The 21,568-nt window shown below is 69.5% G+C and carries 19 protein-coding genes; 4 read left to right on the top strand and 15 right to left on the bottom strand.

What is annotated here, in order from left to right:
- Positions 1-174: 174 nt before the first annotated feature.
- From MOQ72_RS03640 to MOQ72_RS03610, 7 genes are all read right to left on the bottom strand, one after another.
- On the bottom strand, positions 175-2,523 hold the full coding sequence (locus MOQ72_RS03640; protein ID WP_242180525.1) for an ABC transporter permease: 2,349 nt from the start codon (positions 2,521-2,523) through the stop codon (positions 175-177).
- The gene (locus MOQ72_RS03635; protein ID WP_242180524.1) at positions 2,520-3,200 is read right to left on the bottom strand and encodes an ABC transporter ATP-binding protein; all 681 of its coding nucleotides are present in this window, start codon (positions 3,198-3,200) and stop codon (positions 2,520-2,522) included. The genes MOQ72_RS03640 and MOQ72_RS03635 overlap by 4 nt, the downstream gene beginning before the upstream one ends.
- Positions 3,197-3,721 carry a PadR family transcriptional regulator gene (locus MOQ72_RS03630; protein ID WP_242180523.1) on the bottom strand — a complete coding sequence of 175 codons (525 nt, stop codon included), beginning with the start codon at positions 3,719-3,721 and terminating at the stop codon, positions 3,197-3,199. Before MOQ72_RS03630 ends, MOQ72_RS03635 begins: the two co-directional genes overlap by 4 nt.
- Before the next feature lie 59 nt (positions 3,722-3,780).
- Positions 3,781-4,686: an NrfD/PsrC family molybdoenzyme membrane anchor subunit gene (gene nrfD, locus MOQ72_RS03625; RefSeq protein ID WP_242180522.1), complete on the bottom strand. Its 906-nt coding sequence runs from the start codon at positions 4,684-4,686 to the stop codon at positions 3,781-3,783.
- On the bottom strand, positions 4,683-5,543 hold the full coding sequence (locus MOQ72_RS03620; protein WP_242180521.1) for a 4Fe-4S dicluster domain-containing protein: 861 nt from the start codon (positions 5,541-5,543) through the stop codon (positions 4,683-4,685). Before MOQ72_RS03620 ends, nrfD begins: the two co-directional genes overlap by 4 nt.
- Positions 5,544-5,550: 7 nt before the next feature.
- Positions 5,551-8,820, bottom strand: coding sequence for a formate dehydrogenase (gene fdh / locus MOQ72_RS03615; RefSeq protein WP_242180520.1), 3,270 nt, complete (start codon positions 8,818-8,820; stop codon positions 5,551-5,553).
- Between the two features lie 92 nt (positions 8,821-8,912).
- Positions 8,913-9,323 carry a DUF2000 domain-containing protein gene (locus MOQ72_RS03610; RefSeq protein WP_242180519.1) on the bottom strand — a complete coding sequence of 137 codons (411 nt, stop codon included), beginning with the start codon at positions 9,321-9,323 and terminating at the stop codon, positions 8,913-8,915.
- 82 nt (positions 9,324-9,405) lie between these two features.
- Between MOQ72_RS03610 and MOQ72_RS03605 the strand changes: the two genes are divergently transcribed.
- Entirely contained in the window at positions 9,406-10,257 is an 852-nt protein-coding gene (locus tag MOQ72_RS03605; protein ID WP_242180518.1) for an AraC family transcriptional regulator, read from the top strand.
- A gap of 21 nt (positions 10,258-10,278) precedes the next feature.
- Here the strand turns inward: MOQ72_RS03605 and MOQ72_RS03600 are convergent, their stop codons facing one another.
- The gene (locus MOQ72_RS03600) at positions 10,279-10,917 is read right to left on the bottom strand and encodes a pyridoxamine 5'-phosphate oxidase family protein (RefSeq protein WP_242180517.1); all 639 of its coding nucleotides are present in this window, start codon (positions 10,915-10,917) and stop codon (positions 10,279-10,281) included.
- A 144-nt stretch (positions 10,918-11,061) separates the two neighbouring features.
- On the bottom strand, positions 11,062-12,816 hold the full coding sequence (locus tag MOQ72_RS03595; RefSeq protein WP_242180516.1) for an SDR family oxidoreductase: 1,755 nt from the start codon (positions 12,814-12,816) through the stop codon (positions 11,062-11,064).
- 109 nt (positions 12,817-12,925) lie between these two features.
- On the opposite strand from MOQ72_RS03595, the gene selA reads away from it, so the two are divergent.
- The 3 genes from selA (at position 12,926) to ku (ending at position 17,028) form a co-directional block, all read left to right on the top strand.
- Entirely contained in the window at positions 12,926-14,215 is a 1,290-nt protein-coding gene (selA, locus tag MOQ72_RS03590) for an L-seryl-tRNA(Sec) selenium transferase (RefSeq protein WP_242180515.1), read from the top strand.
- Complete coding sequence (selB, locus tag MOQ72_RS03585; RefSeq protein WP_242180514.1) at positions 14,215-16,002, top strand: selenocysteine-specific translation elongation factor; 1,788 nt, start codon at positions 14,215-14,217, stop codon at positions 16,000-16,002. The genes selA and selB overlap by 1 nt, the downstream gene beginning before the upstream one ends.
- A gap of 63 nt (positions 16,003-16,065) precedes the next feature.
- Positions 16,066-17,028: a non-homologous end joining protein Ku gene (gene ku / locus MOQ72_RS03580; RefSeq protein ID WP_242180513.1), complete on the top strand. Its 963-nt coding sequence runs from the start codon at positions 16,066-16,068 to the stop codon at positions 17,026-17,028.
- A 68-nt stretch (positions 17,029-17,096) separates the two neighbouring features.
- On the opposite strand, the gene MOQ72_RS03575 is transcribed toward ku, so the two are convergent.
- From MOQ72_RS03575 to paaA, 6 genes are all read right to left on the bottom strand, one after another.
- Complete coding sequence (locus MOQ72_RS03575) at positions 17,097-17,660, bottom strand: alkaline phosphatase family protein (RefSeq protein WP_242180512.1); 564 nt, start codon at positions 17,658-17,660, stop codon at positions 17,097-17,099.
- A 127-nt stretch (positions 17,661-17,787) separates the two neighbouring features.
- Positions 17,788-18,891, bottom strand: a complete 1,104-nt coding sequence (gene paaE / locus MOQ72_RS03570; RefSeq protein WP_242180511.1) for a 1,2-phenylacetyl-CoA epoxidase subunit PaaE — start codon at positions 18,889-18,891, stop codon at positions 17,788-17,790.
- 1 nt (position 18,892) lies between these two features.
- Positions 18,893-19,399, bottom strand: coding sequence for a 1,2-phenylacetyl-CoA epoxidase subunit PaaD (gene paaD, locus MOQ72_RS03565; protein ID WP_242180510.1), 507 nt, complete (start codon positions 19,397-19,399; stop codon positions 18,893-18,895).
- Positions 19,393-20,283: a 1,2-phenylacetyl-CoA epoxidase subunit PaaC gene (gene paaC / locus MOQ72_RS03560; protein WP_242180509.1), complete on the bottom strand. Its 891-nt coding sequence runs from the start codon at positions 20,281-20,283 to the stop codon at positions 19,393-19,395. Before paaC ends, paaD begins: the two co-directional genes overlap by 7 nt.
- Before the next feature lie 9 nt (positions 20,284-20,292).
- Complete coding sequence (gene paaB, locus MOQ72_RS03555) at positions 20,293-20,604, bottom strand: 1,2-phenylacetyl-CoA epoxidase subunit PaaB (RefSeq protein WP_242180508.1); 312 nt, start codon at positions 20,602-20,604, stop codon at positions 20,293-20,295.
- Positions 20,601-21,566 (bottom strand): 1,2-phenylacetyl-CoA epoxidase subunit PaaA, encoded by a 966-nt coding sequence (gene paaA / locus MOQ72_RS03550; RefSeq protein ID WP_242180601.1) that lies wholly within the window; start codon positions 21,564-21,566, stop codon positions 20,601-20,603. Before paaA ends, paaB begins: the two co-directional genes overlap by 4 nt.
- Between the last annotated feature and the right edge of the window lie 2 nt (positions 21,567-21,568).

The following is a 21,568-nucleotide window of genomic DNA, read 5'->3' as shown; positions in this document are numbered from 1 at the left end:
GCAGCGAAACGATCAACGCTTTAACGAAGGCTAACCTAACCGCCAATCCGGCAGTCCGCACCCCCACCTGGCTTCGACTGCTCGGTGCAGACTAATTTCGTTCATAACTGAAACAACAGCTACAACTAACGGCGTGGTGGGCACCCAGTCAACCGAGTGCCCACCACACGCCGTCTACTCGGTGCGCAGGCCGGTTGGGTTGGTGGCGCGGCCCAGTGCCGGGAGCGTCAGCGCGGTCATGACGAGCACCGCAGCCGCGGCGAAGACGAACAGGCCGAGCATGCCGGGGATGTCGAACACCAGCCGTTCTGCGGCGTCGGTCGCCACTGCGGCCAGCACGCCGAGGAGTACACCGACGACCGCGGCGAGCGCAGTGGCGACCAGCATCGGGACCGCGTTCTGCAACAGCAGCGACCACCACAGGGTTCGGCGGCGCACGCCGACCGCGCCGAGCACTGCTAGCGGCCGACGCCTTTCCTGGATCTGTTCGGCCGCCGATACGAACATGCTGCAGCCGATCAGCGCGAACGTGAGCAGCGCGCCAGCCAGCAACGCCGCCCGGACGGCAGCCAACCACGGCCGCGCTTGGGACGCCGCTACCGACTCCAGGTCAGCTGGGTACGACACGCCTGAATCAGGCAGGTACGCCGCTGCGATGTTGCGGACGTGTTCGAGCAGATCCGGCGAGGCCGCCGGGGCGATCTTGAGCTCCACGGTGACTTTGCGGACGCTGTCCGGGATGCCGGTGGCCGCCGCAGGGGTCAGCAGCAGCCCCGCGCTCTGGTAGTTGACCATGTCCACAGGCCCCACCTGACGCAGTTGTCCCGGAACCTGCCAGCTCACACCGTCGGTCATGGGACGGGTATTGCTGTCGTAGTAGGGATCCGTGAACCGGACCATTTCACCGGGACGCACCGGTCCTTCGGTCGACTGCGGCACGAACGCGTCGCCGTCGCGGCAGTCCGGCACAGGTACGAGGCGCGCCAGTTCAGCGCAGTCCCCGATGATCACCGACCCGACCTGCTGGCCGTACTGGTAATCGGAATCGGCGATAATCACGCGCCGCACGTCGGTGAGGCCGGGCAACGCCCGCAGCTCACGTTCTGCCTGCTGGAGTACGGTGGCACTCGCTGGCAGCGCACCGCTGATCGACGCGTCTCCCCACTGCTGCGGCTGCCCCACCGGCCCGGTCCGGGTAGTTACGTCGCTCTCGACGGTCGACACCACCGTCTGCAGTCCGATCACCCCGGTGACGACCACTGCGATCGCGCTGACCGACCGCGCGGCTGGGCCGCTGGCCAACTGCAGCCGCCGAACCGCCAGCTGCCAAGCCGTCGAACCACCCCGCAACCGGGCGACCGCGCGCTCAACGCACCACGGCAGCAGCACCGGGATCGCGATGAGCATCAGCACGACCGAGGCGACGAACATCGGCAGCTCGGTCGAACGCCCGGCACCGTCCACACCGATCAACAGCAGCCCGAGCGCGCCGAGCACCAACGGCACCAGACGCCAGCCGAGTCGTCGCGGCTGCGCGACCGTCCGACGGGCCACTTCCAGCGGCTCGGTGATCGTGTGCCGCAAGGAAGCGATCGTGACCAGCACCGCGACGGCCGGAATGCCCAACGTGACGAGCGCCGCGAGCCACCAGACGGGCTGGACGTCGAATTGGAAGACGGCGACATCGCCAACGGTCAGGTTGCTCACCACGGTCCGTGCGACGAGGAACAACGCCCAGCCCAGCGCGACGCCGAGCATTGCTCCCGCCAGCGATTCCCCCGCCGCCATCCGGCGGACCTGCTCGCCGCTCGCACCGACCAGACGCAACGCGGCCAGGCGGCGTTGTCGTGCGGTCTCAGCCAGTCTGGCGGTCGCCGCGACGTAGACCACGACCGGTACCAGCAGCGCCGCGAGCCCCAACGCCAGGACGAACCACGCGTCGGTCGGGAACGTTGACATCGGGTCGCGCACCTGGCCCTCGCCGAAGTGGTCGATCACGCCCCGAACGGTGTCGCCCTGGGGCGACAGCGAGTCAGTTCCGACGTAGTAGAACAGCTCGTTTGGACTGACCAGGCCCTCTTCGCCGACGATGCCAACGATCTGGTCGGGCAACCGCGGTCGCAGCAACCCGCCGCCGGGATTTTCGAGCAGTTGCCGCAACGCGGGGGAAACCACCATCTGGCCCGGTCCGGGATTGCGGGTCAGACCAGGCGCCACCGGCGCGTCCGGCCGTCGGTCCTGCACCAGAATCCCCGTGATGCTCTGGCCCAGGTACTCCTCCCATGTCTCCGCGACGAGCACCCCAGCCGACGCGTCGGCACCGTCCGTGCTTCCGGTTCTGGCTTGATCGCGCGCCATTCGCGCTTCGTAGGCGTTCGGTATCGCTGCCGCCGCCAACAGCAGCGCAACGCCGAGTCCGATGCCGACGGCGGTGACCGCCAGCCGCCCCCAGGGCTTCGGGCCGCTGATCGCCAGCCGGAGTCCGAAGACCAGGTTCCGCAACCAATCCCGCGCAGTCGTCATCGAGCCACCTCGGCGAGCTGGGTGCGGCCGTCGCGGAGCACGACCTCGCGGTCGGCGTACGCGGCGACCCGCGCTTCGTGGGTCACCAGCACGACCGCCGCACCCGACTCCCGCGCGGCCCGCGTCAGCAGGTTCATCACCTGTTCGCCGCCGGTGGAGTCCAGCGCGCCGGTCGGCTCGTCGGCGAAGACCACCGCCGGTTCGGCCACCAGCGCTCTGGCCAATGCCGCCCGCTGGCCCTGCCCACCCGAGATGTCACCCGGCCGCGAACCTGCCACGTCCGCGATTCCCAATTCTTCCAGCCAGGCCACCGCCTTCTTCTCGGCTTCGCGGCGTGGCACCCCGGACAGCCGCAGCGGGAGCGCGACGTTCTCCCGCACGGTCAGCTCCGGCACCAACTGTCCAAACTGGAAGACGAAGCCGAAACCGGTGCGCCGCAAGGCACTGCGCCGTTCGTCCGAGAGCCGGGTGAGCTCCGTCCCGCGGTAGTGGACCTGCCCGGACTGCGGTAGCCGGATCCCGGCCAGGCAGTGCAGCAGGGTCGATTTACCGGAGCCGGAGGCGCCCATCACCGCGACCATCTCACCCGCCTCGACCGACAGCGCCGCACCGCGCAGCGCTGGCGTCGGGCCGAACGAGAGGTGCAGATCGGCACCGGTGAGCAGTGGTTCGGTCACTGGGGAACCTCCTGGGACAGCGGTTCGAGGCGGGTGACGGCGAGTTCGAGCCACCGCAGGTCCGCCTCCAGGTGGAAGAGGGCGTAGTCGTGCACCAACTGCTCGCCGGGTTCGGCCTCGGCCTTGCGGCGGGTCAGTTCGCGCATGCGAGCCAGGTGGGCGGCGCGCTGCCGGTCGAGAACATCCGTGGCGTTGCGACCCGAGCGAACGGCGAGCACGACCTTGGCGTAGAGGGTGTTGTGCAGGTCGGCGACGGGCTTCTCCGGCGTGGACAGCCATTTCTCGACTCGTTGCTTGCCGGCGTCGGTGATCGAGTAGCGCTTGCGCTCGGGTCCCTCACCGGACTCGACACCGTGTACTTTGACCAGTTCGTCCCGCAGCAGCCTGGACAGCGTCGCGTAGACCTGCCCGTACGCGAGCGATTTCGCGTGCCCGAAGCTGGCGTCGTACGCCCGTTTCAAGTCATATCCATAGCTGGGGCCACTTTCCAGCAGCCCCAACATGGTGAGACTGATCGACATAGGCGCCACTATACACACGATGTATATATCGGATGCATAGTCTCCTGGATTTGGTCAGATCAGCTGGTCAGGCCGTTGTGCTGGGGCACCACGGTGTAGCGGGGATCGCGGGCCGACGCGCGTCCGGCCTCGAAGATCCCGTACCGCGTCGCGACGGCCGCAGCGCTCAGGCACAGTCCCGAGACGACTTCCGCGCCGCGACTGCGTCCGGCCAACAGCGCCGCGCCCGCGCCGACGCACGCCAGTGCGCGGGCGGTGCGCAACACAGCGCCCGCGCGGCCCTGCCGGTAGGCCTCGCCGACCAGACCGATCCGCCGGTGCATGCGCTGACCTGCCGCCAACTCCAGCGCCGCACCGGCGATGGCCATCCGCCGGGCCGGAGCGGATTCGCGCGGCGCGGCGAGCATTCCCACTGCCCCAGCACTCGACACGGCGCTCCCGGCGAACAGGAACGGCAGTTCGCGGTGGGCTTCGTGCCAGCCCGGCACCGCAGTGTCGGCCAACAGCACGGCGGTGTAGGTCGTCATCGCCGGGGCGATCACCCCAGCGGTGGTGCTGGCCGCCCGGCCGAGCGTCGGCAGCCAGCCGGTGAGTTCGCTGGCCACGCCCGCGCTGGAAAGCGCTGAGAACGGCGTCAAAATCCAGGAACCGATACTCAGCGGCGAGGTCGGTTTCAGCACCCGCAACATGTTCAGGAACCGTGCCGGGCGGGCGAGATCGTGGACCAGCGCCACGACACTGACTGTCGCCCCCACCGCTGCGGCCCACCGACCGGCGCGGGCCAACTCCCGACGCCCGGTGAGATCCGCGCACAGTGCCATCGTCGACGACGCTCCGGCCATGCCGCCGAGGTAGAGGTACGCGGGCACGTCCGGCACCTTCCACACCGGCTGCTTTAGCACCGGCCGCCCGTAGTAAGACCGGAACTCCGCCTCCGGCACGATCAACCGATCGCCGCGCTTCACCGCTTGCCCCCGAGGAAGCACCCGGCGATCACCGCAGCCGCGGTCAGCGCCGCGCCCGCCGCGTGCCGCCACATCGACGGTAGATCGCGCGTCGTAACGACCGGATCCGGCGGTAGCCCGTAGACCTCGGGTTCGTCCAGCAAAAGGAAGAACGCGCCATCGCCGCCGACCCCGTCGGCCGGATCGTGACCGTACAACCGAGCACCGGTGACGCCCTGCTCGTGCAATTCGGCGACGCGCAGTTCGGCGCGGTCGCGGAGTTCGTCGAGCGGACCGTACTGGATGGACTCCGTCGGGCACGCCGTCGCGCAAGCAGGCATCAACCCGGCCCCCAACCGATCCTGGCACAGCGTGCACTTGGCGGCGCCGCCGGTGTCGGGTCGAATATCGATCACCCCGTACGGACAGGCGGGCACGCAATAACCGCACCCGTTGCACACGTCGTCCTGGACCAGCACGGTGCCGTACTCGGTGCGGATCAGCGCACCGGTCGGGCACACGTCCAGGCAAGCCGCATGGGTGCAGTGCTTGCAGACGTCCGAGGACATCAACCACCGCACCTGATCCCCGCCCATGCCGGGCATGCCGAGGTCCACAGTGGAGCTCGACTGTTCGACGAACGCCACGTGCCGCCAGCTCGTCGCGCCGAGCGCACCGGTGTTGTCGTAGGACATCCCGGTGAGGTCGAGGCCGTCCTCGGGCAGCAGATTCCACTGCTTGCACGCGACTTCGCATGCCTTGCAGCCGATGCACACGCTGGTGTCGGTGAAGAATCCGACGCGCTCGGGGTGATCACTCGGATACCCCGCCTCGGCCGCCGGGTCCGCCAGCGGGCCGCTCAACCGGTTCTGGGTCACGAACCCCTCACTCCCCTCCCCGTCGTGGATCGTCGGCGTGCTCCACGCCGGTGTCTTCGGTGATGCCCGCGCGCCTGCGGTACTCCTCGACGTAGCGGACCAGCGCGGGACCGCGCGGGCGGCGCCCCGGCTGGATGTCGCAGCTGCCCGCCTTCGTCTCCATAATGTGCACGTTGGGGTCCAGCGCGACGTTGACCAGTTCGTTGGCCGCGTCACCGACGGTCAGGCCGTTGGGTCCCCAGTGCCACGGGATGCCGATCTGGTGGATCGTGCGCGCACCAAACCGCAACGGCCGCATCCGGGCGGTCACCAGCACCCGACCTTCGATGGCACTGCGGGCGGTCACCACGGTCGCCCAGGCCAGGTGCCGCAGCCCGCGTTCGGCGGCCAGTTCTGGTGAAACCTCCAGGAACATCGCCGGGGCCAGCTCCGACAGGTGCGCCAACCACCGGCTCATACCCCCTGCGGTGTGGTGTTCGGTGAGCCGGAACGTGGTGAACACGTAGGGAAAGACCTCGCTGCCGGGCTCGTCTCCGCTGGGTTGGTACCGGTTCTCCGGTCGAGAACGCACCTGCCGCGCGGGGTTTCGCTGCTGCGCGGCGTGGATCCGGTTCTCCAGCGGTGATTCCTGCGGCTCGTAGTGCGTCGGCAGCGGTCCGTCGACCAGTCCGGCAGGGGCGTACAGCCAGCCTCGGCCGTCGGTCTGCATGATGAACGGTTCGCTGCCCGCGATGCCTTCCGGGCCGGTGGCGTCGGGTGCGGGCTGGTAGTCCGGGCGCTTGCCGCGGTCGAAGTCCGGGATGTCGTGACCTGTCCACTCGCCGCGCTGCTCGTCCCACCAGACGTATGCCTTGCGTTCGCTCCAGGGCCGACCGTCCGGGTCCGCCGACGCCCGGTTGTAGAGCAGCCGCCGATCGTCGGGCCAGGCCCAGCCCCACTCGGGCGCGACCCACGACTGCTGCTGTCCGGGACGTCGTCGAGCCGCCTGGTTGATCCCGTCGGCGAAGACACCGCAGTAGATCCAGCAGCCGCAACGGGTCGAACCGTCGGCGCGCAGCTGCGTGTAGGTCGTCAGCGGGTTGTCCTCGGCATCGACGCCGTTGATCTCCCGCAGCACCGCCGCCGCGCTCGGCTCGTCGAGATCACCTTCGGTGGGGTAGTCCCAGGTCAGCTCCAGCAGCGCGCGATTGCGCACGTCCCCCGCCGGGACCTTTTCCCGCAAGCGCCGACCCAGGTGGTAGAAGAACCACAGGTCGCTGCGCTGATCTCCTTGTGGCTGGGTGGCTTTGTGGTGCCATTGCAGCAGTCGCTGGGTGTTGGTGAAGCTGCCGTCCTTCTCGGTGTGCGCGGCGGCTGGCAGGAAGAACACCTCGGTGCCGATGTCCTCGGTGCGCATCTCCCCTGTCTCGATTTCGGGGCCATCCCGCCAGAAGGTGGCGGTCTCGATCATGTTGAGGTCGCGGACCACCAGCCAGTCCAGGTTGGCCAGGCCCATCCGCTGCTGCCGTGCGTTGGCGGTGCCCGCCGCCGGGTTCTCGCCGACGACGAAGTAGCCCTTGCCGCGTCCTTCGATCTGGTTGATCGCCGTCTGGAAGGTGCCGTGGTCGCCGGTCAGCCGCGGCAGGTGGTCGAAGCAGAAGTCGTTGTCGGCGGTGGCGTACTCACCCCACCAGGACTTGAGCAGGCTGATCAGGTAGGCGCGGATGTTCGCCCAGTGGCCGCGGGCGAGCTCGTCCTCGGCCACGAACGAATCCAGGTCGAAGTCGGTGTGCGCGTGCGGCATGGGAATGTAACCGGGCAGCAGGTTGAACAGCGTCGGGATGTCGGTCGACCCCTGGATGCTGGCGTGCCCGCGCAAAGCCAGGATTCCGCCGCCTGGTCGACCAATGTTGCCCAGCAGCAACTGCAGGATCGACGCGGCGCGGATGTACTGGGTACCCACGGTGTGCTGCGTCCAGCCGACCGCGTAGGCGATGGCAGTGGTGCGCTCCCGGCCCGAGTTCGCCACCAGCTTTTCGGCCACCCATTGGAAGTCCTCCCGAGGCACGCCGCAGACCCGCTCAACCATTTCCGGCGTGTAGCGGGCGTAATGCCGCTTCAGGAGTTGGAAGACGCAGCGGGGGTGCTGCAACGTCGGGTCGGTTTCGGGACGGCCGCGATAGACCGCGCCGCCCGATCCGGTGCGTTCGGGGCGGCTCGCGTCGCGCTCCCGTCCGTGCGCGGTGGTGGGCACTTCCGGACCGTGGCCGCCGTCCGACGGGACCGGGGAGCAGCGTTCGTACTGCCAGCTGGTGGTGTCATAGCTGCCGGCTTCGGCATCGAATCCAGAGAAGACGCCGCCCAGGTCCTCGGTATCGCGGAAATCCTCGCTGACGATCATCGCCGCGTTGGTGTAGGCCGCGACGTAGTCGTGGAAGTAGGCGTTGTTGGTCAGCACGTGGTTGATCAGCGCGCCGAGGAAGGCGATGTCGCTGCCAGCCCGCAGCGGCACGTGCCGGTGTGCCAGCGCCGAGGTGCGGGTGAACCGCGGATCCACGTGGATGATCGTGGCGCCGCGCCGCTTGGCCTCCATCACCCACTGGAAACCGACCGGGTGCGCCTCGGCCGCGTTCGAACCCTGGATGAGGATGCAGTCCGCGTTGGCGAGGTCCTGCTGGAAGGTGGTGGCGCCGCCGCGCCCGAAGGAGGCACCCAGACCGGGCACCGTGGAGGAGTGTCAAATGCGGGCCTGGTTCTCCACCTCGATGGCACCGAGGGCGGTGTAGAGCTTCTTCATGAGGTAGTTCTCCTCGTTGTCGAGGGTCGCTCCTCCGAGGCTCGCGATGCCCGTCGTGCGCCGCAGCGGTCGGCCGTCGGCGTCGGTGTCCTGCCAGGTGGCGGCCCTGGTGGCCAGCACCCGGTCGGCGATCATGTCCATCGCGGTGTCAAGGTCGAGGTCCTCCCACTCGGTGCCGTGCGGGCGGCGGTAGCGGACCTTGGTCTGCCGCAGCGGTGACGTCACCAGTTCGCGGCTGGCCGAGCCCTTCGGGCACAACCGGCCGCGGCTGATCGGCGAATCCGGGTCACCCTCGATCTGGGTGACCGCGCCGTCCTGGACGAACACCCGCTGGCCGCAGCCCACCGCGCAGTACGGGCACACCGACCGGACCACCGAGTCGGCTTCCTCGGTGCGCGCCCGTCGGGCATCGGTGCGCGGCGACCGGGCCGCCGAGCCGCGTCCCAGCGGATCGGCCCCGGCCAGCTGGCGCACCACCGGCCACCGCAGCCACTCGACCATCGGATTTCTCCCAACCTCGTGCCCCCAGGAGAAACCCACCGACGCGGTGCTGCAAGCTCAGCGCTTGGCCGCCGACCTGGTCGGCTCGGCCGTCAGGGATGCAGGATGAGCCCCTTGCAGACCTTGTCCACCGCGTTGCGGGCGTCGTGGACGGCGAACCCCACCAGGTTCAGCTCCGCGGTGGCCTTGGCCGCCACGGCGGCCCGGTTGTCGACGTCGTTCCCGGTGCCGAACATGTCCTCGGTGTAGACCGCCGACGCCATGCCGCGTTCAACGGCTCGGGCGTGGGCCCGCGCGATCTCCTCAGCGGAGGCGGCGTAGACGAGCACCGGTTGACCCAGCAGCGGCAGGTAGCGAACTCCGTCGGCATCGAGGTAGTCCGCGCCGAGGAGGTCCGGGTTCGCCGCGGTGATACCGCTGATCAGGAACGCGGTGACGTTGAGCTTCTGCCACTCGGCCAGGTCCTTGCGCACGACTACGGCGATCTTCGTCCGGGTTGCCATGCCCGAATCATCACCGCCGGGCCGAACGCCTGTCTTGAACGCTCGTGCACCCGCCCGGCGGAGCCGGAGGGACAATGGCGGCATGCCCGACAGCTCCGAATGGTCGCGGTACTGGCGGTCCGGCCGGTTCCCGGTCGAGGCGATGCGCGCGCACTTCGAACGCCACGCCTACGACCTGCACAGCCACGACGCGTACTCCTTCGGCATCACCGAACTCGGCGCGCAGACGTTTCGCTGCCGCGGTGCGCAGCGCACCAGTTCGGCGGGCATGGTGATGGCCTTCAACCCGGACGACCCGCACGACGGCCAGGCCGCCTTCGACGGCGGGTTCACCTACGAGATCGTCCACATCGGACCGGAGCTGATCCGCGACGTGCTCGCCGATGCGGCGCAGCGGCCGGTCGGCGCACCGCTGTTCGCCGAGCCCGTCCTGCACGATCCGGTCTTGGCGACGGCGTTGGGCCGCCTGTGCACCGCACTCGCGGAGCGGGAAAGTTCATTGGCTCAGGACGAAGCCCTGCGGCAGGCCGTCGACGCGATGGTGCGACGCTGTGCGGTTCGGGCCGCACCACCGGGCTGGGCGCCCGGTGCGCGTCCCGACGACCCCGGCTTGCGCCGGGTGCGCGATCTGCTGCACGCGCACTTCGCCGACGACCTGGGCATCGACCAACTCGCCGAGGTCTGCGGCCGCAGCAGATTCGCGTTGACACGCGGATTCCGAGCGGTGCACGGGCTGAGCCCCAGCGAGTACCAACGCCAGCTCCGGCTGCGCTACGCGCGCCGCCTGCTGTCCGAGGGCAGCACCCCGGCCGACGCCGCATTCGCATCCGGCTTCGCCGACCAGAGCCACCTCACGCGCTGGTTCCGCCGCTATTACGGGATCACGCCCGGAGTGTTCCAGTCCGCCACCGATCGGTTCGACCGCGCGGCGTAGCCGAAGATTCCGTGACGCTGCTCAGGAATTCCCGTTGTAAAGGGACTTGCCGTACTCGGGGCCGTAGTAGCGCTCCAGGTCCGCCAGCGATTCGTCGGGCCGTTCCAGGTTCTTGGCGATCCGGGCGCGCGAGGGCAGCGCTTCGGGGTTCCAGGTGTCGCTGTCCCACAGCCCGGACCGCAGGAACGCCTTGGAGCAGTGGTGGAAGATCTGCTCGATCTCGACCACCAGGGCCACCACCGGTCGGTGGCCCCGCACCACCATCTGGTCGAAGAACGGCGCTTCCCGCACCAGCCGGGCCCGGCCGTTGATGCGCAACGTGTCACTCCGGCCGGGGACGAAGTAGATCAACCCGACGTGCGGATTTGCCAGTACGTTGCGAAATCCGTCGGCCCGTCTGTTGCCCGGCCGCTCCGGAATGGCGATGGTGCCCTCGTCCAGCACCAGCGTGAACCCCGCCGGATCGCCCTTGGGCGAGACATCGCAGGACCCGTCCGCGCCGGAGGTGGCGATCAGGCAGAACGGCGAGGCCGCCAACCACTGGCGATCCAGGTCGTGCAGCGCGGTCCGCTCCTTGTCCAAGACGCGCTGCAACGGCTCGCCGACGACCTCGCGCAGTTCGTCCAGCGACGTGATCTCCACCAGCCCGGTGCGTTCCATTGCCCCTCCCGGAAAATCAACTCCCAACCGACCCTACGGCACCAGGCACATCAGCCGTGAGGGGTTTTCCCGCGGGGGCGGTTCGCAATTTCTCGCGAAATTGCAAACTCTCACCCAGTAGGGATCGAGGTGCGGCTGGGTCTGTCAGTGCGGCGTCAGGTCGGCTTTGGCCGCGGCGCGCAGCAAGCCGGGGGTCAGGCGGGAGAGCACCAGCCCGACCCGCGCTTCGGCCGTGATCGGCGCGATCGCGGCGTCCCGCTGCACGGCGCGCAGGATCTCCGCCGCCGCGCGGTGCGACGAGAAGTTCCGCCGCCGGTACAGCCGCTTTACGGCCCGGCGAAGCCGGTCCTGCTCGGCATCCGCGATACCGACGAACCGGGCGCTGGTCGTGATGCCGGTGTTGACCAGGCCCGGACAGATCGCGATGACCTTGATCCCGTCGGCGGCCAACTCCGCCCGCAGGCACTGGCTGAGCGCCAGCACCGCGGCTTTCGTGGTGCTGTAGGCCGGAAGCACGCGCGATGGCAGGTACGCCGCTGCCGAAGCGACGTTGACGATCCGGCCGCCTTCGCCGCGGGCGATCATCTGCTCCGCGAACAACCGGCAGCCGTGGATGACGCCCCACAGGTTGACGTCGATGACCTGCTCCCAGTCGGCGACCGAGGTGCCCGCGAAGGAGCCCGCGATGCCGATCCCAGCGTTGTTGACCACCACATCCGGGGTGCCGAGTTCGGCGTGCACGTGCGCGGCGAAACGCTCCATGCCCGTCCGATCAGCGACATCGACGCAGTACGGCGTAGCGTTCGCACCGGCCTTCTCGGCAGTGCGTTCGGCGGCGGATCCGTCGATGTCGGCGGCAACCACATGCGCACCCTGCGCGGCGAAACCCAGCGCCGTGGCTTGCCCGATCCCGCTGCCCGCGCCGGTAACGACCACGAGCTGATCCTGGAAGTGGTGCCGCCCCGGCCGCACCCGGCTGCGCCGCAGGGCACGCGGCTCCGCACCACCTTCGACGTGCTCGACCAGTTCCGCGGTGCAGCGCGCGACGAGCTCGGGTCGGGTACGCGGCAGCCAGTGGCCGCCGGGCAGCCGACGCACCCGCAGGTTCGGCACCCACGGCGCGATTTCGGTCTGCAACGGCGCCGACACGAACGGATCACCGTTGGGCGCGAGCACCTGGACCGGGATTCCAGTACGCCGCTCCTCGGGCTTCGACATGCGCGCCCGCGTGTTCGCCCGGTACAGCTGCAAGCCGTGCAGGCCGTCGGACAGCGCGGGCCGCGTCGGATTCGCCGCCGCGTACGGGTCGAACCGCTCCAGCGTGGTGATCAGCTTCGGCAGCAGGCCGGTTCGCCACGCGAGTTCAGGTAGCACGGGAAGTTGGAAGAAGCCGATGTAGCTGGAGAAGACCACCTGCGTGATCAGCTCGCGCAAGCCCCGCGGCGTCGGTCGGCGCAACTTCGCGCGCATCCACCGCCCAACGTGGTCCAGGCATGGACCGGAGATCGAGGTGAACGAGGCGAACCGGTCGGCCGAACGCCGCTCGGAGACCGCGTGCCAGCACTGCACAGAACCCCAGTCGTGGGCGAGCAGGTGCACCGGCCGGTCCGGGCTGACCGCGTCGATGACTCGGGCGAGATCGTCGGCGAGCTGCTCCAGCTGGTAAGCCTCGGTCTGCGGGGGCTTGTCGGACTCCCCCGCCCCGCGCACGTCGTAGGTGACCACGCGGTACTTCTCGGACAGCGCTGCCACGACGCCGTCCCAGATCGCGCTGTCGTCGGGGTAGCCGTGCACCGCGAGCACTGTCGGGGCGGTCGGATCGCCGTGTTCCCGCACAGCCAGCCCCAGGCCGTCAGAGGTGTCCAGCCGCCTGCCGGAGTCGCGCGGGGTGCGGGCCATACCCGGCAGCGTACCGATTTTGTCAACGATCATTGTCACAGTCGGCTTGTTCCAGCGCCGCTGGCCGCTTGACCGGCCAGTTCGAGGAGGCCGACCTATAGTGCGGCCCATGGCCGACCCGCGGCAGCGAGTGCCGGGCACCGACCGGGTGCTGGCCCAACCCGAGGTGGCCGCCGCGACGGCGCATCTGGGACATCGGGTGGTCAAGCAGGCGGTGCACACCGCGCAGGGCCGGGCTCGGGCAGGCGAGATCGAGCCGACGGACGTCGTCGCGGCGACACTGGCCGCGCTGCCAGACGCAGCATCGAGCATCCGGCCGGTGCTGAACGCGACCGGCGTTCTCCTGCACACCAATCTCGGTCGCGCTCCGCTGTCCGACGCCGCGATCGACGCTCTGCGACAGGCCGCCGGAACCACCGATGTCGAACTCGACCTGCGCACCGGCCGACGCGGCCCACGCGGTGCGGCGGCCGTCGCCGCGCTGCTGGCGGCCGTGCCACGTGCCGAGGCGGCGCACGTGGTCAACAACGGCGCCGCCGCCCTCGCGCTCGCCGCGACCGCGCTCGCGCAGGGCCGCGAGATCGTGTTGGCGCGCGGCGAGATGATCGAGATCGGCGACGGCTTCCGCATTCCCGAACTGCTCACCGCCACCGGTGCACGACTACGCGAAGTCGGCACCACCAACCGGGCCCGGCTCGACGACTACCGGGCGGCGCTGGGGCCGGATACCGGCTTCGTCCTCAAGGTGCACCCGTCGAACTTCGTGATCAGCGGCTTCACCGCAACGGTCCCGGTCGCCGAGCTGCGCGAACTCGACGCGCCGGTGGTTGTCGACATCGGTTCGGGTCTGCTGCGGCCGCATCCGGTCCTCCCGGAGGAGCCAGACGCGACCACGACGCTCGCCGATGGAGCCGAGCTGGTCATCGCCAGCGGCGACAAGCTGCTCGGCGGCCCCCAGGCGGGATTGCTGCTGGGCGCGGCCGACATCGTGCAACGGCTGCGTCGGCACCCGTTGGCTCGCGCGATGCGCGTCGACAAGCTCACTCTCGCCGCGTTGGAGGCCACCGTGCGCGGGCCGAGCACGCCGACCGCGTTGGCACTGCGCCAAGATCAGGTGCAGCTGATGCGCCGCGCCGAACGGCTTGCGGAGGCGTTCAACGCCGCCGGTGTTTCGGCGTCTGCGCAGCTCAGCGAGGCGACTGTGGGTGGCGGCGGCGCACCTGGTGTCGCGCTGCCCAGCGCGGCCGTCGCACTGCCCGCGCGCTTCGCCGAGTTGCTGCGCGGTGGACGCCCGGCGGTTCTCGCCCGCGTCGAACACGGTCACTGCGTGCTGGACCTGGCCGCACTTCCCCCTGAACAGGACGACGACCTGCGTCGCGCGGTGCTGGCGGCATCCTGATGCACGTCATCGCCACCGCCGGGCACGTGGATCACGGCAAGTCCACGCTCATCCGCCAGCTCACCGGGATGGAACCGGACCGCTGGGCGGAGGAACGCCGCCGGGGGCTGACCATCGACCTCGGGTTCGCATGGGCCCGGCTGCCGGACGGCTGCACGGCCGCGTTCGTCGACGTGCCCGGCCACGAGCGGTTCGTGCCGAACATGCTGGCTGGCGTCGGCCCGGTGCCCGCCGTGCTGTTCGTCGTCGCGGCCGACGAGGGCTGGATGCCGCAGTCCAGCGAACACCTCGACGCCTTGGACGCCCTCGGCGTGCGGCACGGGCTGCTCGCGGTCACCCGCTGCGACCTGGCTGATCCGGGATCGGCGAGCGAACAGGCCCATGACCGGCTCCGGGACACCGGCCTGGCCGACATCCCCGTGGTGCACGTCAGCGGACGCACGGGTGCCGGTTTGGGCGAACTGCGACACGAACTCGACGAGCTCATCCACCGACTTCCCGAGGCGGACCGGGAAGCCGACGTGCGGCTCTGGGTCGATCGCGCGTTCACCATCTCCGGCGCCGGAACGGTCGTCACCGGAACCCTGGCCGCAGGCACCATCCGCAGTGGCGACCACTTGCACCTGCATCCCGCCGACGCGGAAGTGGCGGTGCGCGGCTTGCAAGCGCTGGGATCAGCTGAACAGCAGGTCAGCGCTGTCGCACGAGTGGCGGTCAACCTGCGCGGCGTCGACCTCGACCGGGCGCGGCGCGGAAGCGTGCTGCTGACCCCGGAACGCTGGCTGAGCACGGACGTGCTCGATGTCAGGATCCACCGGGCCGTCGACCTGCCGCGCGAACTGATGCTGCACATCGGCGCAGCGGCCGTCAGCACTCGCGTCCGCCCGCTCGGCCACGACACCGCCCGACTCGCGCTGCGCGCGCCGCTGCCCTTGCGCATCGGCGACCGTGCGCTGCTTCGCGATCCGGGCAGCCAGCGCATCTTCGGGGGCTTGGTCGTGCTCGATGTGCGCCCGCCCCAGTTGACCAGGCGCGGTGCCGCGCGAGCGCGAGCGGCTGAACTGACCACCATGGACGGGCAACCCGACGGTGTGGCAGAACTACGACGACGACGCCTGGTCCGGGCCGCCGACTTGCGCGCGATGGGTGCCGCGCCACCCGGCCCTGGACCGTGGCTGTTGGACGAGGCGCACCGAGCCGACCTCTGCGACCGCCTCGCGGCGTTGCTGGCGCAGCACCGCCAGACCCATCCGCTCGACGACGGCATGCCCGCCGAAGCCGCACGTCGAGCCCTGGACCTGCCCGATCCCGCGCTGCTGCCCGAAATCGCACAGGCGGCTGGCGTGTCGCTGCGGGCAGGTCGCCTGCGCAACGGACCGACACCGCTGCCCGAGCGGGTCCGCCGTGCGATCGAGGAGATCAGGCGGGGATTCATCGACCACCCGTTCCAAGCGCCCACCGCCGACGAGCTCGCCGCGCTCGGTCTCGGCGACAAAGAACTCGCCGCCGCCGCACGCATCGGAGCGCTGCTGCGCCTGGCCCCCGGCCTGGTGCTGCTGCCCGACGCCGAGCAATTGGCGGTGCCGCGCCTGGCGTCGCTGCCCGAGCCGTTCACCCTCAGCCAGGCCCGCCAGGCACTGGACACCTCGCGTCGTGTTGCGGTTCCCTTGTTGGAACTGCTCGCTCGCCACGGCACGACGCAGCGCCTGCCCGACGGGACCCACCGCCTTGTTTCCGCACCCGATGCCGCGGGAAATACCGGAGGCAACTCGACGCCACGGCGATGAGCGGGAGTTCTGCGATCTTGCGCCCACCACCGCATGGTGAACACCGGGCGATGGGAGGCAGCCATGCCGCGGAAGATCTGGACCGGCTCGATCAACTTCGGTCTGGTGACCATTCCGGTCGGGCTCTACGCCGCGACCGAGGACCACACCATCCAGTTCCACCAGTACGCACGCGGAACCACCGACCGGATCCGCTACCGGCGGGTCAACGAACGCACCGGTGACGAGGTCGGCTACGGAGACATCGTCAAAGGTCGCGAGTTCGACGGCGGGATCGTCACCGTGGAGCAGTCCGAACTCGACGAGATCGCCCCCGGCCGCTCCCGCACCATCGACATCACGACGTTCGTCGACCTCGGCGAGATCGACCCGGTGCACTTCCAGAAGACCTACTGGCTGGCACCCAACAGCAAGGAACACGTCCGGCCCTACAACCTGCTGCGCGAAGCGATGCGCGAGACCAGCCAGGCGGGGATCGCGACCTTCGTGCTGCGCGGCAAGCAGTACCTCACGGCGGTGCGCGCGGACCACCAGGTGCTGGCGCTGAACACGTTGTACTTCGCCGACGAGATCCGCGATCCTGGCGAACTGGTCGGCGACTCCGACGAGCAGGCGAAGCCGTCGGACAAGGAACTGCAGATGGCCACCACGATCATCGAGTCGATGAGCGGACCGTGGGAACCGGAGCAGTACGAGGACACCTACACCGCGAAGGTCGAGGAACTGCTGACCGAGAAGGCGCGCGGCGGCGAGGTGGCCGCGGCGGAGGCACCGCCGACGCCGACGGACGTCATCGACCTCACCGAGGCGCTGCGGCGCAGCGTCGACGAAGCCCGCAAGGGCCGCGAGCCAAAGCGCGCCGAGGACCTGTCCGAACTGAGCAAGGCCGAACTCGACGACCGGGCCAAGCAACTGGACATCAAGGGCCGCTCCAAGATGAAACGAGCGGAACTCGAGGAAGCGATCGCGGCAGCGACCCGCAAACCCACCGGCACCGAAGGCCGCCGCTCCCGCAAAGCCTCCTGACCGCAGTGGACACCCGGAGCTGGTGAAGGGCACTTCTCACAACCAACGTGGCGAGAAGTGCCCTTCGCCTACTCTCCTAGCCGGACGGTCGGCTGGTCGCCGTCACCTTCCTCGGCTTCGTCGGGTACCTCCGGTGACACCGCGTGCTTCGGCGCGGGCATCGGCATGTCCGCGCGTTTGACGCTCGCCCAGATCGCCTGGTTGAGCTCTTGTTCGGGTGCTACGTCGGCCTCGGTGAAGTTCATCTGCGCCGAGGCCGCGGCCATTGGGGCGTTCGCGGCGTTGACCTCGTCGAGCGATTGCGACGGCGTGATCGCGGTAAACGGGTTCAGGTTCGGCGCACTGGTGAAACTCGCCGTCATCGGTGTCGCCAGGGCGTCGAACTGGGTGAGCGGTCCGATCCCGGCAAGCAGCTCCATCGTCCGCATCATCGACACGGTGCTGTACATGGTGGAGTCCACTTCGCCGGTCTGCGTGTACGGACTGACCACGAGCGACGTCGTGCGGTGGGCGTCGACGTGGTCGGGGCCGTTCTGCGCGTCGTCCTCGGTGATGAAGATGGCGGTGTTCTTCCAGTACGGGCTGTGCGACACCGCGTCGACGACCCGGCCAACCGCGACGTCGGTGATCAACGGACGAACCCAGCGTGTCTGTTGACGATGAATGGGAAATGGCGGCGCCGGGCCAGCACACGATTGATCGACGCATCACGAACTCCGACTGGGGACAGGTGCCCGAATCGCGCCCCCGCCAAAGCGCTCAGGCGTCGAAGTCGACCGTGATGGTGTCGGTGGTCGGGAGGGACTGGCAGGTGAGGACGAAGCCCTCGGCGAGTTCGGATTCCTCCAGGGCGAAATTGCGGCGCATGCGGACCTCGCCGCAGGTGAGCTTGGCCCGGCAGGTGCCGCAGACGCCGCCCTTGCAGGCGAACGGCAGGTCGGGCCGGACGCGTTGGGCCGCGTCCAGGACCGGGATGTTCCGGGGCAGCGACATCGACGTCACGCGGCCGTCGAGCACCACGGTGACCTCGCTGGTGGGGCCGTCGATCGCCGGTTCCTCGTGGCGCGCCGGTTCCGGCGGCACGTCCTCGACGTAGAACAGTTCCTGGTGGATCCGCTCGCTGGCCACGCCGCCCTCCCGCAGCACGTCCTGCGCGTCGCGGACCATGCCGTACGGCCCGCACAGCCACCACTGGTCCACCTCGTCGGCGTCGACCACTGTGGACAGCATCGCCCGGATCTTCGCCGCGTCCAACCGACCGGTGAACAGCTCCGACTCGCGCGGTTCCCGCGACAGCACGTGCACCAGTTCCAGCCGGGTCGGGTAGCGGTCCTTCAGATCGGCGAGCTCGTCGGAGAACATCACCGTGCCGCTGCGCCGATTCCCGTACAGCAGCGTCACGGTCGCATCCGTCTCCCGCAGCACCGACGCCACGATGGACAACACCGGAGTGATCCCCGAGCCAGCCGCGATGCACACGTGGCGTTCGTGCTTGGCGAGATTCGGGGTGAAACTCCCGGTGGGCGGCAGCACCTCGATCTCGTCGCCGGGACGCACCTCCCGCACCAGCCAACTGGAGAACAGCCCGCCCGGCACGTATCGCACCCCGATCCGCGGCGCGGACCCGTGCGGCGCGCAGATCGAGTACGACCGGCGCTCCTCGCGGCCGTCCACCCGGCGGCGCAGCGTCAACGACTGGCCCGGCCGGAAGGCGAACTCCGCGGCGAGTTCCGGCGGGACGTCGAAGCTGACCGCCACCGCGTCCTCGCACAGCCGCTCCACGTCGCTGACCCGCAGCGGGTGGAACGACGTGCGACGGCGCCGGACCGGCGGGGCCGGGGCGACGGGAGCGGGACGGACCACGTCAGATCTCCTTGATGTGCTCGAAGGGTTCGTGGCACGAGCGGCACCGGTACAACGCTTTGCACGCGGTCGAGCTGAACCGCGAGACCTGCTCGGTGTCCAGCGAACCGCACTGCGGGCAGCGGATTCGGGCGCGCGGCGGCGTCAACGTCAAGGCCACCGGGCCGGATGCCCGCTGCGGCGCGGCGCTTGGTGGTGCGATGCCGTAGTCGGCGAGCTTCTGCCGACCCGCGGCACTGATCCAGTCGGTGGTCCACGGTGGATCCAACACGGTGCGCACCTCGACGTCGGTGAAACCCGCTTCACTCAGCCGACGGGTGAGGTCGGTGCGCATCTCGTGCATCGCCGGGCAACCGGAGTAGGTGGGCGTGATCGACACGACCACCACGCCGTCGTGGGTCATCTCGACATCGCGCAGCACCCCGAGGTCGGCCAGCGTCAACACCGGCAGCTCCGGGTCGGTGACCGACTCCGCGACCGCGCGTGCGTGCTCGGTGCTCCTCACCATGTCGCCTCCGGATGTGCCCGCGCCAAGCTCTGCAACTCGGCGAGCAAGTAGCCGAAGTGCTCGGTGTGGATGCCGTCCCGGCCGGTCCGCCCGGCGACCCCGGCCAGCGCCGACACCTCGGGCCGCCGCAGCGTCGCGGCTTCGACGACCTGGTCCAGCACCTCGTCGAACTCCGCCCGCAACTGCGCCGGATCCGCGCCGACACCGGCTGCGAGCACCTGCCGGTCGGTCTCGTTCGTCGCGAAGAGCTCGTCGACCAGCGGCCACACCTCGTCGAGTCCGCGCTGCATGCGCGCGTGCGAGACCTCGGTGCCATCGCCGAGCCGAACCGTCCACTGCGCTGCGTAGTCGCGGTGGTAGGTCAGCTCCTTGACGCCCTTGGCCGCGATCGCCGCCAGCACCGGATCGCGCGACTCGGTCAACCGGCCGAACAACGCGAGCCGCCAGGTCGACAACACCAGCAGCCGGGCGATGGTGTGCGCGAAGTCGCCGTTGGGCAGCTCGACCAGCCGCACGTTGCGGAACTCCCGGTCGTCGCGGAAGTACGCCAGCTCGTCCTCGGTCCGCCCACTGCCATCGGCCTGCCCGGCGCGGGCCAGCAGCAGCCGGGCCTGGCCCAGCAGGTCCAGCGCGATGTTGGCCAACGCCAGTTCGTCCTCCAATTCCGGCGCGCGGGTGACCCATTCGGTCAGCCGCTGCGAAGCGATCAGGGCGTCATCGCCCAACATCAGGCAGTACCGGCCGAGTTCGGCACCGTCCACACCGTCCGGCAGCGCGGTGTCCACACCGGACATCGGATCGTCGAAGCCGGTGCCGAAAGCCCAGCGGGACTCGCTGTCGGGTTCGGCGGCGCTCAGCGCCTCGTAGGCGTTGTCGAACGACATCAGCCGACCTCACATGTGCGGAACGTCGTTGGGAATGCGGTAGAACGTCGGATGCCGGTACACCTTGTCGCCGCTGGGTGCGAAGAACGGGTCCTTCTCGTCCGGGCTGGACGCGGTGATCGCGTCCGCCCGCACCACCCAGATGCTCACGCCCTCGTTGCGCCGGGTGTAGAGGTTGCGCGCGTTGTGCAGCGCCATCCGCTCGTCGGCCGCGTGCAGCGAGCCCACGTGCACGTGGTTCAATCCCCGCTTGCCGCGGATGAAAACCTCGAACAGCGGCCACGAGGACCGCGGTGCGCCCGCACCGTTGTCCGAACTCATCGCATGACCTCCTCGCGTGCGGCCCGCTTGGCGGCGTGGGCAGCGGCCGCGTCGCGCACCCACTGGCCCTCCTCGTGCGCGGCGCGCCGACGGGCCAACCGCTCGGCGTTGCACGGCCCGTCGCCGGAGATGACCCGCTTCAGCTCCGACCAGTCGGGCTCGCCGAAGTCGTAGTGCTCGCGCTCCTGGTTCCAGCGCAGCGCCGGGTCGGGCAGCGTGACACCGAGCGCTTCGGCCTGCGGCACGGTCATGTCGACGAACCGCTGCCGCAGCTCGTCGTTGGTGTGCCGCTTGATCCGCCACGCCATGGACTGCTGGGTGTTGGGCGAATCGCCATCCGGCGGGCCGAACATCATCAGCGACGGCCACCACCAGCGGTTCGTCGCGTCCTGCACCATTTCCCGCTGTTCGGCGGTCCCGCGCACCATCGTCATCAGCAGCTCGTAGCCCTGCCGCTGGTGGAACGACTCCTCCTTGCAGATCCGCACCATGGCCCGCGCGTAGGGCCCGAACGAACTGCGGCACAACGGCACCTGGTTGCAGATCGCCGCCCCGTCCACCAACCATCCGATGACGCCGATGTCGGCGAAGGTCAGCGTCGGGTAGTTGAAGATCGACGAGTACTTCTGCTGCCGGGTGATGAGCTTGTCGGTCAACTCGGCGCGGTCCGCGCCGAGCGTTTCGGCCGCCGAGTACAGGTAGAGCCCATGCCCGGCCTCGTCCTGCACCTTGGCCAGCAGGATCGCCTTGCGCCGCAGGCTCGGGGCCCGGCCCAGCCAGTTGCCCTCCGGCTGCATGCCGATGATCTCGGAGTGCGCGTGCTGGGCGATCTGCCGGACCAGCGTCCGGCGGTAGCCCTCGGGCATCCAGTCCCGCGGTTCGATGCGCTGGTCGTGGGTGATCCGGTCGTCGAAGTGCCGCTGCAACTCGGCGTCGTCCAACCGGCCAGCCGTGGTCGTCATCG

Origin of the sequence: Saccharopolyspora soli (genome assembly GCF_022678645.1) — a bacterium.
Taxonomy (GTDB): Bacteria; Actinomycetota; Actinomycetes; order Mycobacteriales; family Pseudonocardiaceae; genus Saccharopolyspora; species Saccharopolyspora soli.
Note: the sequence above shows the minus strand (reverse complement) of the source record. Positions and strands in the feature narration are given on the sequence as shown.